The sequence below is a fragment of the Lysobacter enzymogenes genome (assembly GCF_900106525.1).
GTDB lineage: Bacteria > Pseudomonadota > Gammaproteobacteria > Xanthomonadales > Xanthomonadaceae > Lysobacter > Lysobacter enzymogenes.
Genome location: NZ_FNOG01000001.1, coordinates 141,651 through 153,836, shown reverse-complemented (window position 1 = coordinate 153,836; position 12,186 = coordinate 141,651). Strand labels below are relative to the sequence as shown.

Here is a 12,186-nt window from a genome sequence, read left to right as displayed (position 1 = left end):
AGAGCCATGCATCGATAAAGCCCTGGATTCCCGCCTTCGCGGGAATGACGGCAGGCAGGTTTCTCCAGGCCTCTCCCAGAACGTCATCCCCGCGAAAGCGGGGATCCAGAGACTTCAGAGTCGTGCATCGATGAAGCCCTGGATGTTCGGCTTCGCCGAAGTAAAGCGAAGTCCGCCTTCGCGGGAATGACGATAGGTAGCTTTCGTCTCGCTTAAGCCCTCACCCCGCCTCAGCCGCCTTCTTCGCAGCCGCTTTCTGCCGCTTCTCCGCCGCCTTGACCCGGCTCTCGTCGATGAACCGGTCCACTCGCCGCTCCAGCACCGGCAGCGGCACCGAGCCCAGCGCCAGCACCGCGTCGTGGAAGGCGCGGATGTCGAAGTCCGCGCCCAGCGCCTGCTCGGCCTTGGCGCGCGAGCGTTCGATGCTCATCTGGCCGAGGTAGTACGACAGCGCCTGCCCCGGCCAGCCGATGTAGCGGTCGACTTCGGTCTCGACCTCATGCTCGCTCAGCGCGGTGTTGTCGCGCAGGAACGCCAGCGCCTGCTCGCGGGTCCAGCCCAGGTGATGCACGCCGGTGTCCACCACCAGCCGGCTCGCGCGCCACATCTGGTAGGTCAGATAACCGAAGTAATCGTAAGGCGTGTCGTACATCCCCATCTCGATGCCGAGCTTCTCGGTGTACAACGCCCAGCCTTCGCCGTAAGCGGAGATGTAGGTGTAGCGGCGGAAATCCGGCAGCCCTTCGTGCTCGGCCGCCAGCGACATCTGCAGCGAATGGCCCGGCGCGGATTCGTGCAGGGTCAGCGCCGGCAGATTGAACAGCGGGCGCGACGGCAAGTCGTAGGTGTTGACCAGGTAAACATCTCGGCCGCCGCGGCCAGCGGTGTAGAACGGCGCCAGGTCCGCCGGCACCGGCTTGATCGCGAAGCGCTGGCGCGGCAGCAGGCCGATGTAGTTGCCGATCTCGGCGTCCACGCGCTTGGCCAGCCACGAGGCGCGCATCAGCAGCTCTTCGCCGCTCTTGGGATAGAACTTGGGATCGGTGCGCAGGTAATGCAGGAATTCCGGGAACGTGCCCTTGAACCCGGTCTTGACGATGGTCTGCTCCATCTGCGCGCGGATCTTGGCCACTTCCTGCAGGCCGATCTCGTGGATCTGCTGCGGGGTCAGGTCCAGCGTGGTGAACTCGCGGATCTTGGCGCGGTAGTAGTCCTCGCCGCCGGGCATCGTCTCCGCGGCCAAGGTGGTGCGCGCCTGCTGCATGTACTCGTCTTGCATGAACTTGAGCAGCTTGCGGTACGCCGGCAGCACCGAGGCGTCGATCGCCTTGGCCGCCTCGGCGCGCAGCCGCGCCTGTTCGGCCGCCGGCATGTTGGCCGGCATCTTCACGAACGGCGTGTACAGCAGGTTGTCCTCGAGCTTGGCGTCGACGACTTCCTTGATCGACACATCGCGTCCCTTCAGCGTCACCCGCGGCACGCTGAAGCCGCGCTTGAGGCCGACGCGCATGTTGGCGATCTGTTCGTCGAAGTAGCGCGGGATGTCGCGCAACTGGCCGAGGTAGCGTTCGTAGCCCTCGACATCGCGGATCGGCCGGCGCGCGGTGAAGCCCAGGTTGGTCCAGAACGCGCTGTCGCTGTTGAACGGCATCTCGTACTGGCGCACGCGCTGGTTGGCCAGCAGGCTCTGGATCTGCTGGCGGAACACTTCGGCGTTGACCGCGTCTTCGCCGGCGAGCTTGGCCGCGTCGATCGCGTCGAGTTCCTTGAGCACCTGCGCCCAATAGCGCTCGCGCATGACCTGGGTGGCCGGGTCGACCTTGGGCAGGCGCGCGGCCGGCTGGCCCTGCGGGCCGTCCTCGTCGTCGCCGCCGGCGAACTGCGCCTGGCGCCATTTCCATTCGCGCGTGTACAGCGCGGTGAAGCGCGCGGCGGCGTCGCTTGGCGCGGCCTGCGCGGTCTTGTCGGCGGTGGAGGCGGCCGTTGCTTGCGCGGGCGCTGCCTGCGCAGCCGCTGCGGGCGTCGCGCCCAGGGCCATCAGCACAGCGACGGACAGCGCGGCCAGCGGCGCGCGCACGGAGACGGAACGGATCGAAGGCATCGCGGAACTCTGCGGTGACGGGCTCAGTGCCGCGATCATGCGGCAATCGCGCGCCCGACGGATATGCCTTTTGGGCTAGGAACGCCGGTTCCGGCCGCCGGTCGCGGCCGTTGCCGGCACCGGTCGCCGCGCGGACGCGGCAACCGGCAGATTCGGACAAGCCCCAGCCGCGCTCAGGGCACCGGCTGGAAGTTCGGATACGCCGGGCTGCCGGCGTCGAACAGCCGCGTCGGCCGTCCTTTCAAATGCAGATCGAAGAACGCCCGCACATAGGCGCGGGTGCCGGCGACCGCTTCGGCCGCCGGCAAGGTGCCGTAGGCGCCGGCGGCGAAACCCGCCGGCACCGCGTCGCCCAGCGGCGGCAGGATCGCGGGGAAATCACTGAAGGTGAAATGCACGCCCAGCGGCAGGTGCGCATCGCGCTCCCAGCCGCGCTGATTGCTCCAGAACTGCGGCCAGGACGGATCGCCCGGATTGAGGTGGGTGTGGCCTTGCGCGCCGACCAGCAGGAACGGCCGGTCCAGGCCGAAGCGGGTGGCGCGGGTCGGGCCGTAGGGCAGATCCTGCGGCGGGCCGTAGGTGGTCGACAGGCGCCCGTCGAAATCGATGCCGGCGTCGACGCGGCGGTCGAAGAACATGGTCTCCGCGGCGGTGGTGCCGCCGTAGGAATGGCCGAAGAAACCGACCCGCGACAGATCCAGCCCGCCGCGCCAGCCCGGCGGCAACCGGCCCGGCTCCGCGCCGGGATAGAAACCGCGGTCGGACAGCGCCAGCGCATCGAGCAGATTGCGCGCATCGCCGACCCGCGTGTCCAGCCACATCTGGGTGGATTCGACGGTTTCCTCCAGCGCCTGCCCGCGCACCACACGGCCGCCGGGGAAGGCGGTGTAGAAGGCTTCGTGGGTGTGGGTCATCGACGCGACCACGTAGCCGTGGCTGGCCAGATCGTCGGTCAGCGAGCTGTAGAGTTCGCGGAAGTACTGCAATCCCGGCGAGAACAGCACCACCGGCCAACCGTGCGGACGACGCAGCAGCGGCGCGCCGACCAGCGCCGGCCGGCGCGCGCCGGCCCAGTCCACCGCGCCGGGCGCGAAACCGTAGCCTGCGGTGGTGGCGCTCCATTCCGGCACCAGCGCCGGCTCCAACCACGGCGCGCGCGCACCACGCGCGTGCGGCGCGACCGGATAGGTCACGGTGACCATGTACTCGCGCGGGCCGCCGACGAAACCGTCGGTGCGCGAACGGTCGATCAGATGCAAGGTAAACGTACCGACCTGATAGGGGCCGCTGACCGGCGGCAGGTCGAAGCGCTTGGGCGGCGCGGCGCAGACAGGCGCAGCGAAGGTCAGAGCCAGCAACAACACGGCGGCGTAACGCAAGGGCGAAGCGAGCCACGAACGGCGGATAGCGCGGAACATGCGAACCTCCTTGGACGGCGTGTTCGGGATACGCGCCGCGAGCGCGGCGCAGCCGTCAGCGAAGCGCGAACCCGGCGCAGGCCACCAGTGCCGCAAGCGCTATGTCGGCGCAACGAACCATGACCACCCGCGCAGATGCGCAGTTCGACGCAGACAGCCGCAACCGAAACACTCGCCCGGGCTGCCCGTAGGAGCGGCGCGAGCCGCGACCGCGCCGACGCGACAGCCGGCGCCCCTTGGATCGAGCGCGGCTCGGTTCCGCGCACGATCGCAAAGGTTCGTCGTAGTCGAAGTGCCGCGGTCGCGGCTCGCGCCGCTCCTACAGTCGGGAATCGAACATCGCGTCGGTGCGGTTCAATCCGCGAACGGGCGGTCGATCGCCGGCGAGGGTTCGGTGAACCAGCGCGCGCCGTCTTCGGTGACGTGGAAATGATCTTCCAGGCGCACGCCGAAGCGTTCCGGCACCACGATCATCGGTTCGTTCGAGCAGCAGTTGCCGACCTCGAGCCCGGCGCGGTTGCCGCGCACCAGGTACGGCGCTTCGTGCACGCTCATGCCGCAGCCGTGGCCGGTGCGGTGCGGCAGGCCCGGCAGGCGGTAATCCGGGCCCAAGCCGCCGCGTTCGAGCACCGCGCGCGCCGCCGCGTCCACCGCTTCGCCGCTGACGCCGGGGCGCACCGCTGCGAACGCGGCGCGCTGGGCGGCGTGTTCCAGGTCCCAGATGCGCCGCTGGTCGTCGTCGGCGCGGCCGCAGATGTAGGTGCGGGTGATGTCGGACTGGTAGCCCTGCACCGAGCAGCCGGTGTCGATCAGCACCAGCTCGCCTTCGGCCAGTGTCTGCTCGCCCGGAATGCCGTGCGGATACGCGGTGGCGTGGCCGAACTGGACGATGCAGAAGGTCGAGCCGTTGTCGGCGCCGAGCGCGCGGTGCGCTTCGTCGATGAAGCGGCGCAGGGCGGTGGTGGTGACGCCGGGCTCGGCCAGCCCCGCAGCGAGGCGGTGCGCGTGCAGCGTCATCGCCGTGGCCTGGTACATCAGCGCCAGTTCGGCCGGCGACTTGCGCGCGCGGCAGCCGTCGACGATGGCGCTGGCATCGCCGAGTTCCAGTTGCGGCGCGGCCGCGCGCAGGCCGGTGAAGATCGCGAACGCCGCGGACGGATCCAGCGCCAGCCGGCGCGCGCCGCGTTCGCGCAGCGCCGCGGCGACCAGGGCGTAAGGATTCTCGTGCTCCTCCCACAAACGCGGCTGCGCCGCGATCTTGAGCACGTGCGAGAGCGAACCGGCCTCGAACGCCGGGCAGATCAGCAGCGGGTCGCCGTCGAGGGTCAGCAGCATCGCCACCAGCCGCTCGCTCGCACCCCACGGCACGCCGGCGAAATAGCGTAGCGAAGCGCCGGCGTCGATCAGCAGCGCATCGAAGCCGCCTGCGCGCATCAGCGTGCGCGCGCGCTCGATGCGCTGTTCGAATTCCGCCGCAGCGATGGCGGGCGCACGCCGCTCCCACGGTGCCAGCTGCGCGCGGGCCTGTTCCAAGGTCGATCCGCCGATCTGCCCGCTCATGCGTTCGCTCCGATGTCGTCCAAGGTCCAGCGTCCGTCGATCCAGCGCGACAGTCCGCCGGGATTGCGGTCGCGCAATTCCTCCGGCAGCGCTTCGGCGCGCACGTGATCGTAGCAATGCAGCGCAGCGAAACGGCGGATCGCGCTGGGCATGCCGACCGCGGTGAAGCCCGGATGGCCGGTGCTCGGGTACGGGCCGCCGTGGTTCATCGCCGCACTGACCGCAACGCCGGTGGGCATGCGTCCGTCGATCAAGCGGCCCACGCGCGGGCGCAGCGCGCCGGCGAGGCGGCGCCAGTCCTCGTCGTCCTCGGCGCGGTCGCCGCCGTAGATGGTGCCGGTGAGATTGCCTTCCAGCGCCGCGGCCACCTGCAGCGCTTCGTCGATGCCGTCCACGCGCACGATCAGGCTGGCGGGGCCGAAGGCTTCGCCTTGCAGGCGATGGTCGGCGATGAATGCGGCTGCGTCGCTGCTCAGCAATGCAGGGCGAACGCGATAGCCCTCGCCGTCGGCCGTTTCACCGCCGCCGACCGGTTGCGCGCCGGCCTCGCGCCACGCGCTTACCCCGGCGTGCAGGTGATCGAGCACGCCGCGCGAGAACATCGTCCCCGCCGGCGCGTCGGCGAAACGCTGCGCGGCCGCGGCGACGAAGCGGTCGCCGGCCTCGCCGCGCGGCACCACCACCACGCCGGGGTTGGTGCAGAACTGGCCGACACCGAGCGTGCACGAGGCGAAGAACTCCTGCGCCAGCGCTTCGCCGCGCTCGCGCAGCGCGCCTTCGAGCAGGAACACCGGGTTGATGCTCGACAGCTCCAGATACGCCGGCACGCCGGTCGCATCGGCCGCGGCCTTGAGCGCGAGCCCGGCGCGGCGGCTGCCGGTGAAGGCCAGCGCGCCCAGGCGCGCATCGCCGGCCAGTTCCAGGCCTAGCGCCGGGTCGAGGTGATACAACACTTGCAGCGATTGCGCCGGCAGATCCGCATCCAGCAACGCGCGATGGGCGATTTGCGCCAGCCGCTGGCTGGTGCCCGGATGCGAGGGATGGACCTTGGCGATGACCGGGTTGCGCGCGGCGATGGCCGAGGCGAAATCGCTGCCGGCCACCGCGTTGAACGCGAACGGAAAATTGTTCGGCCCGAAGATCAGCACCGGTTTGTGCAGCGGCGCCAGGTGCGAGCGCAGGCCGGCGGCGGTGTCGATGATCGGCTGGGTCCAGCTGCGTTCGCGCGCCGCGCGCGCGGCCTGGCGCAACTGCCCGGTCGCGCGCGGCAGCTCCACCTCGGCCAGGCGCGGTTTGGCCGCCAGCGCGGTTTCCAGATGCGCCAGTTCCACCAGCGCATCGGCATCGGCCTCGATCGCCGCGGCATACGCTTCCAGGAACGCCGCGATGCGCGCCGGCGCGCACGCGGCCAGCGCATCGGCCGCCGCGCAGGCCGAAGCCAGCGCGGCGCGCGCGTCCTGCGCGCCGGAGATCGGGAACGCCGCGCCGACTTCGACCGCGCGGGTCGGATCGAAGGCGCGGAACTCGCCGGCCGCGTCCAGCGACGGTTGCCAGCGGCCGCCGATCAGGACGTGCTCGCGCACTCCGGTTTCGCGCAGACTCATCTCAAAGCTCCGGACGCTGCGCCTGGGCGCGTTCGATCACCGCCAGCGCGGCCTCGCGCTCGGCGCCGGCCACCACCAGCCGCGGCGCGCGCACGTGCTCGGCGCCCATGCCCACCTGCGCCTGCACCAGCTTGATCAGTTGCACGAACTTAGGGACCGTGTCCAGACGCAGCAACGGCAGGAACCACGCGTACAGCGCGGCCGCGGCCGGCGCGCCGCCGTCGCGGGCGAGTTCGAACAGGCGCACCGATTCCTTCGGATACGCGTTGACCAGACCCGCGATCCAGCCGGTCGCACCCATCGCCACGCCTTCGACGATGGCGTCGTCCATGCCGACCAGCAACTCCAGGCGCTCGCCCAGCAGCGCGCGCAGCGCGGCGAAGCGGCGCACGTCGGCCGAAGATTCCTTCACCGCCTGCACGTTGGCGAATTCGCCGGCCAGTTCGGCGATCTGCTCGGGCGAGAAGTCGGTCTTATACGCGACCGGGTTGTTGTAGATCATGCACGGCAGCGCGGTCGCGCCGATCACCGCGGCCACGTGCGCCTTCATCTCGCGCCAGTCGGTCGAATACACGTACGGCGGCAGCACCATCAGGCCGGCGCAGCCGATCTTCTGCGCTTCCTGGGCCAGGCGTACGGCCTCGTCGGTCGACAGCGCGGCGATGCCCGGGATCACCGGCGCGCGGCCCTTCAGCGCTGCGGTCAGCGTGCGCAGGATCGCCAGCTTGTCCTCGAAGCTGAGCGTCGCCGCTTCGCCGAGCGAACCCAGCGGGACGATGCCGGTACAGCCGGCGTCGATCAGCTGCTGCGCGTGGCGGGCGAGGAAGTCGTGGTCGAGCGAGCCGTCGGCGTGGAAGGGCGTGGTGATGGCGGGAATGACGCCGCGCCAGATGGAAGCAGTGCTCATGGAACGGTTCCTTGTGGGGCTGAGTGCGTGATCGGAGCGGACGCCGCCGGCGGCGGCGCCTCGTGCAGGGAAACGGCGGACGCGGCCAGCGCCGCCAGACGGACGGGAAATACCGGTGGGCGCGTGCCGGCGCCGGCGGACGGCGCGAACGCGGCGCCGCGCAGCTGCGCCAGCGCCGCGCCGCAGATGCGGCCCTGGCAACTGCCCATACCGCAGCGGGTGGCGAGCTTGGCCGCGCGCCAGTCGGCGTGGACGTCGAGTTCGCCCAGGCGCACGTCCTCGCAGCGGCAGACCACGCTGTCGGCGGTCGCCGCATCGGCGATCTGCGCGCGCAGGGCGAAGTGTTCGGGCAGCAACGCGGCGAACGCGCGCGCGCGCTGGCGCTGCGGGCGCAGGGCGCGCGCGGCCTCGGGCGCGCCGGCGGCGGCGTGGCCGGCCATCGCGCCTTCGACCAGGGCGCAATCGCGCCCGCCGATGCCGCAGGCTTCGCCGGCGGCGTAGATACCGGCGACGTTGGTGCGCAGGTCCGCATCGACGCGCACGCTGGCGTGGGCGCCGTGCGCTTGCAGTTCGCAGCCCAGTTGCTGGGCGAGTTCGAGATTCGGCACCAGGCCGTAACCGACCGCCAGATGATCCACGCCGACGCGCTCGACGCCGCGCGCGCCGTGCAATTCGACTTCGGCCACGGGGCCGTCGCCGTGCGCGGCCGCGACCCAAGTGTCGGCGCGATACGGCGCGCCGAGCAGGCGCGCGCGCAGCGCTGCGGCCTGGGCCAGCTTGCCCGGCCAACGCCACAGTTGGCCGGCGAAGGCGCGCAGTTGCGCGGCCGGCGCCTGTTCGCAGATCGCGACCACGCGCGCGCCGTGGCGCCGCGCGGTGTCGGCCGCAGCCAACAGCAACGGCCCGCTGCCGGCGATCAGCACGCGCTTGCCGGCGATGGGCCAGCCTTGCTTGAGCAACGCCTGCAAGCCGCCGGCGCCGGTGACGCCCGGCAAGGTCCAGCCCGGAAACGGCAGCAACAATTCACGCGCGCCGGTCGCCAGCACCAGCGCGCCGTATTCCAATTCGTAAGCGATGCCGGCCTGTTCGACCAACACCCGGCCCGGTCCGGCTGCGATCACCTGGGCCTGTCCGAGCCAGCGCACGCGGTCGCCGTCGAGCAAGGCGTCGAGGCGGTCGCGCGCCGGATCCGGCCAGGGCCGGCGCACATCGCGCCGCCACACTTGGCCGCCCGCGTTGGCCTGCATATCTATCAGCGCGACCTCGGCGCCGTGCGAAGCCGCCGCGCGCGCCGCCGCCAGGCCGGCCGGGCCGGCGCCCACCACCACCACATCAAAGCGCTCAGTCATCGCAGACCACCTGCATGCCTTCGCGCGCCGGCACCAGGCAGGCGCGTTGATGCTCGACGCCGTCGATGCGCACCCGGCATTCGAAGCACACGCCCATACCGCACAGCGGCGCGCGCGGCTGGCCGCTGCGCGAGCGGCGGAAATGCGGCGCGACCGAAGCCACCGCGGCGGCGACGCTGGCGCCGGCCGGCACGTCGACCGCGCGGCCGTTGACTTCGATGCGGACCAGCGCGCTCATCGCAGCGCCCGCGCCGGCGCATACGGCGCCGGGTCGATGGCCGGCGCGCGGCCGAGCAGTTGTTCGATCAGCAATTGCGCGGTGCCCAGCGCAGTGGTGACGCCCAAGCCTTCGTGGCCGGCCGCGACCCAGGTGTGCGCACGCGACTCCAGCGCGCCGATGTACGGCCGCCCGTCCGGCGTGCACGGACGAAAGCCGGTCCACACCCGCAGCGCCTGCAGCTCGCGCAGCATCGGCACGAACGCGAACGCGCGTTCGAGCATGCGTTGCAGCATCGGCGCGGACACGGCGCGGTCGTCCCGGCCGAACTCGCGCGAGGAGCCGATCAGGATCTGTCCGGTCGGCCGCGGCTGCACGTTGAAGGCGACGCTGCTGTCGGCGTCGCCGTGGGCGCTGTCGGCGTAGCCCAGCTCCAGCAGTTGGTGACGGATGCGGCCGGGATAGCGCTCGGTGATGACCAGATGGCCTTTGCGCGAACGCATCGGCAGTTGCGGCAACAGTTCCGGCAAGGCGCAGCCGGTCGCGACCAGCACCGGGCCGCGCAGTTCGGCGCCGTCGTCCAGGCGCACGCCGTGCGCGGTCAACGCGGTCGCGCGGCGGCCGAGATAACACTCGGCCTTCAATTCGCGCGCCAGTTGCAGCAAGTGCTGGGCCACGCGCGGCGGATACACCACCGCCTCCTGCGCCACCAGCATGCCGCCGCACAGGCCCGGCGCCAGATGAGGTTCGAGTTCGTACAACTCCGCCGCCTCGATCCGCCGTGCCGCCACGCCGGCCGCAGCCAGGCGCGCGACTTTGGCCGCAACGCCGTCGAGTTCGCGCGGCTCGCGCGCCACCCACAAGGTGCCGCAGCGGCTGAATTCGGCCAGCGGCAATTCGGCGAAGCGTTCCCACAGCTGCAGCGACAGCCGCGACAGCGCCAGTTCGGCCGGATCGTCGTCCATCGCCACCAGATGCCCCATCGCCGCCGCAGTCGCACCGCCGCCGACCGGGCCGGGCTCGATCACGGCCACGCGCAAACCCTCGCGCGCGGCGCGCTCGGCGCAGGCCGCGCCGACGATGCCGGCGCCGATGACGATGAGGTCGTAACTGGCCATGCCCGCGACCGCGCTCAGCGCGCGCCGATGCCCCAGGCGAACGGGTCGGTGTCGTCGATCAGCAGCTGCGCGCGTGCGGTGATGTGCGCGCTGCCGGTGATGGTCGGGTGCACGCCGCGTTCGCCGGCGCGATAGGTCCCCTCGAACACGCTGCCCAGCACGCTTTCCTGCCGCCACACCGCGCCCGGCGCGAGCTTGCCGTCGGCGGCGAGGCAGGCGAGCTTGGCGCTGGTGCCGGTGCCGCAGGGCGAGCGGTCGTAGGCCAGCCCGGGGCACAGCACGAAGTTGCGGCCGTGCACGCCCGGCGTCGGCGAAGCGGTTTCCAGTTCGATGTGGTCGATCTCGGCGCCGTCGGCGCCGGTGACGCCGGCGGCGACCAGCGCGGCGCGAATCGCTTCGGCGAACGCGCTCAACTCGCGCACATGGGCCAACGCGATCTCCTGCGCGACCTTGGCGATGAAGAACCAGTTGCCGCCCCAGGCCACGTCGCCGCTGACCGTGCCGTAGCCGGGCACCTCGAGCTTCACCTGCGCCGCGTGGCGCCAGCTTTCGACGTTGTCGACCGAGACCCGGCCGTCCTCGTGCAGGCGCGCGCCGACCGTGCCGACCGGCGTGTCGATGCGGTGCTCGCCCGGCTCGATCCGGCCGAGGAACTGCAGCGTGCGCACCAGGCCGATGGTGCCGTGCCCGCACATGCCGAGGTAACCGACGTTGTTGAAGAAGATCGTGCCGGCGCAGGCGCCGGGCGATTGCGGCGGCAGCAGCAGCGCGCCGACCACCGGGTCGGAGCCGCGCGGCTCGCACGCCACCGCGCTGCGCCAACGGTCGAACCGCTGGGCGAAGCGCTGGCGCTGCTCGGCCAGGGGGCCGCCGCCGAGATCGGGGAATCCGGCGACCACTACGCGGGTGGGTTCGCCGCCGGTGTGCGAGTCGATGATGTCGAGGCTGTGCATGTTGGACATGCTCGCGGCGCGGGCCGCCAGGGTCTAGACGAGCTTGGCGGACGCCGATGCGGAATTCGGCATAATCGGCGGCAACCTCCGCCGCCCGCGCCGCCGCTGCCCACATGGCCCCTGCCCTGCCCGCCGCCGCTTCCGACCCGGTGCGGATCGATGCCGAACTGATGCAGACCCTGTGCGACGCGCTCGCCGACGTGGTGTTCTTCGTCAAGGACGGCGCCGGCCGCTACACCCACGCCAACCTGACCCTGGTGCGGCGGCTCGGGCTGAAGCGGCGCGAGGACGTGATCGGCCGCGAAGTGGCGGAAGTCTTCCCAGCGCGGCTGGCCGCGCGTTACGCGCAACAGGACCGGCGCGTGCTCGACGGCGGCACCATCGAGAACCAGCTCGAAGTGCATCTGTACCCGAACCGCCGGCCCGGCTGGTGCCTGACCGGCAAGCGCCCGCTGACCTTGCCCTGCGGCAGTCGCGGACTGGTCGGCTTGTCGCGCGACCTCGGCGCGCCGGACGGCCGCGACCCCACTTACGAGCGCCTGCGCCGGGTGTTCGAACACATGCAGCTGCACTTCGCCGAGCCGCTGCGCATCGCCGCGCTGGCGCGGCTGGCCGACCTGTCGGTGGCGCAACTGGAGCGGCATTTTCAGCGCGTGTTCCAGCTCACACCGCAGCAGACCCTGACCCGCCTGCGCATCGAAGCGGCGATGCGCGACCTGCACGGCGCGGCCAGCATCGCCGACGTCGGCCTGGCCTGCGGCTTCACCGACCAAAGCGCGTTCGCGCGCCAGTTCAAGGCGATGGTGGGGATGGCGCCGCGGGATTATCGGGCGCTGCATCGGGATGGGCGGTGGAGCGCGATGGGCTGAAACCGGCGCGCGCAGACGCCGCCAGGCGACGACGCGACCGGCTTCGATCGGCCGCCCTGAAGCAACGCACCGCCGTCGCGAGGACGGCGG

General features: G+C 71.5%; 10 protein-coding genes. 1 reads left to right on the top strand and 9 read right to left on the bottom strand.

Features of this window, described 5'->3' with window-relative positions; all coding sequences use genetic code 11:
* Positions 1–220 precede the first annotated feature (220 nt).
* The 9 genes from BLU84_RS00670 to BLU84_RS00630 all read right to left on the bottom strand — a co-directional run bounded on the left by BLU84_RS00670 (position 221) and on the right by BLU84_RS00630 (position 11,227).
* Positions 221–2,101 (bottom strand): DUF885 domain-containing protein, encoded by a 1,881-nt coding sequence (locus BLU84_RS00670; protein ID WP_074861671.1) that lies wholly within the window; start codon positions 2,099–2,101, stop codon positions 221–223.
* A gap of 173 nt (positions 2,102–2,274) precedes the next feature.
* Positions 2,275–3,519 carry an alpha/beta hydrolase family protein gene (locus BLU84_RS00665; protein WP_074861670.1) on the bottom strand — a complete coding sequence of 415 codons (1,245 nt, stop codon included), beginning with the start codon at positions 3,517–3,519 and terminating at the stop codon, positions 2,275–2,277.
* A gap of 354 nt (positions 3,520–3,873) precedes the next feature.
* On the bottom strand, positions 3,874–5,079 hold the full coding sequence (locus BLU84_RS00660; protein ID WP_074861669.1) for a M24 family metallopeptidase: 1,206 nt from the start codon (positions 5,077–5,079) through the stop codon (positions 3,874–3,876).
* Positions 5,076–6,683, bottom strand: coding sequence for an aldehyde dehydrogenase family protein (locus BLU84_RS00655; RefSeq protein ID WP_074861668.1), 1,608 nt, complete (start codon positions 6,681–6,683; stop codon positions 5,076–5,078). The genes BLU84_RS00660 and BLU84_RS00655 overlap by 4 nt, the downstream gene beginning before the upstream one ends.
* 1 nt (position 6,684) lies before the next feature.
* Positions 6,685–7,590: a dihydrodipicolinate synthase family protein gene (locus tag BLU84_RS00650; protein WP_074861667.1), complete on the bottom strand. Its 906-nt coding sequence runs from the start codon at positions 7,588–7,590 to the stop codon at positions 6,685–6,687.
* Positions 7,587–8,939 (bottom strand): NAD(P)/FAD-dependent oxidoreductase, encoded by a 1,353-nt coding sequence (locus BLU84_RS00645; protein ID WP_074861666.1) that lies wholly within the window; start codon positions 8,937–8,939, stop codon positions 7,587–7,589. Before BLU84_RS00645 ends, BLU84_RS00650 begins: the two co-directional genes overlap by 4 nt.
* Complete coding sequence (locus tag BLU84_RS00640) at positions 8,932–9,177, bottom strand: 2Fe-2S iron-sulfur cluster-binding protein (RefSeq protein ID WP_074861665.1); 246 nt, start codon at positions 9,175–9,177, stop codon at positions 8,932–8,934. The genes BLU84_RS00645 and BLU84_RS00640 overlap by 8 nt, the downstream gene beginning before the upstream one ends.
* Positions 9,174–10,274 carry an NAD(P)/FAD-dependent oxidoreductase gene (locus BLU84_RS00635; protein ID WP_074861664.1) on the bottom strand — a complete coding sequence of 367 codons (1,101 nt, stop codon included), beginning with the start codon at positions 10,272–10,274 and terminating at the stop codon, positions 9,174–9,176. Before BLU84_RS00635 ends, BLU84_RS00640 begins: the two co-directional genes overlap by 4 nt.
* A 14-nt stretch (positions 10,275–10,288) precedes the next feature.
* Positions 10,289–11,227 (bottom strand): 4-hydroxyproline epimerase, encoded by a 939-nt coding sequence (locus BLU84_RS00630; RefSeq protein WP_074863202.1) that lies wholly within the window; start codon positions 11,225–11,227, stop codon positions 10,289–10,291.
* A gap of 170 nt (positions 11,228–11,397) precedes the next feature.
* Between BLU84_RS00630 and BLU84_RS00625 the strand changes: the two genes are divergently transcribed.
* A complete protein-coding gene (locus BLU84_RS00625; protein ID WP_083382305.1) occupies positions 11,398–12,096 on the top strand; it encodes an AraC family transcriptional regulator in 699 nt (232 codons plus the stop codon).
* Positions 12,097–12,186 lie beyond the last annotated feature (90 nt).

Excerpts from the sequence above, each read along its gene's own strand:
- BLU84_RS00670 (WP_074861671.1), bottom strand. The coding sequence starts at position 2,101 with ATGCCTTCGATCCGTTCCGTCTCCGTGCGCGCGCCGCTGGCCGCGCTG.
- BLU84_RS00665 (WP_074861670.1), bottom strand. The coding sequence starts at position 3,519 with ATGTTCCGCGCTATCCGCCGTTCGTGGCTCGCTTCGCCCTTGCGTTAC.
- BLU84_RS00660 (WP_074861669.1), bottom strand. The coding sequence starts at position 5,079 with ATGAGCGGGCAGATCGGCGGATCGACCTTGGAACAGGCCCGCGCGCAG.
- BLU84_RS00655 (WP_074861668.1), bottom strand. The coding sequence starts at position 6,683 with ATGAGTCTGCGCGAAACCGGAGTGCGCGAGCACGTCCTGATCGGCGGC.
- BLU84_RS00650 (WP_074861667.1), bottom strand. The coding sequence starts at position 7,590 with ATGAGCACTGCTTCCATCTGGCGCGGCGTCATTCCCGCCATCACCACG.
- BLU84_RS00645 (WP_074861666.1), bottom strand. The coding sequence starts at position 8,939 with ATGACTGAGCGCTTTGATGTGGTGGTGGTGGGCGCCGGCCCGGCCGGC.
- BLU84_RS00640 (WP_074861665.1), bottom strand. The coding sequence starts at position 9,177 with ATGAGCGCGCTGGTCCGCATCGAAGTCAACGGCCGCGCGGTCGACGTG.
- BLU84_RS00635 (WP_074861664.1), bottom strand. The coding sequence starts at position 10,274 with ATGGCCAGTTACGACCTCATCGTCATCGGCGCCGGCATCGTCGGCGCG.
- BLU84_RS00630 (WP_074863202.1), bottom strand. The coding sequence starts at position 11,227 with ATGCACAGCCTCGACATCATCGACTCGCACACCGGCGGCGAACCCACC.
- BLU84_RS00625 (WP_083382305.1), top strand. The coding sequence starts at position 11,398 with ATGCAGACCCTGTGCGACGCGCTCGCCGACGTGGTGTTCTTCGTCAAG.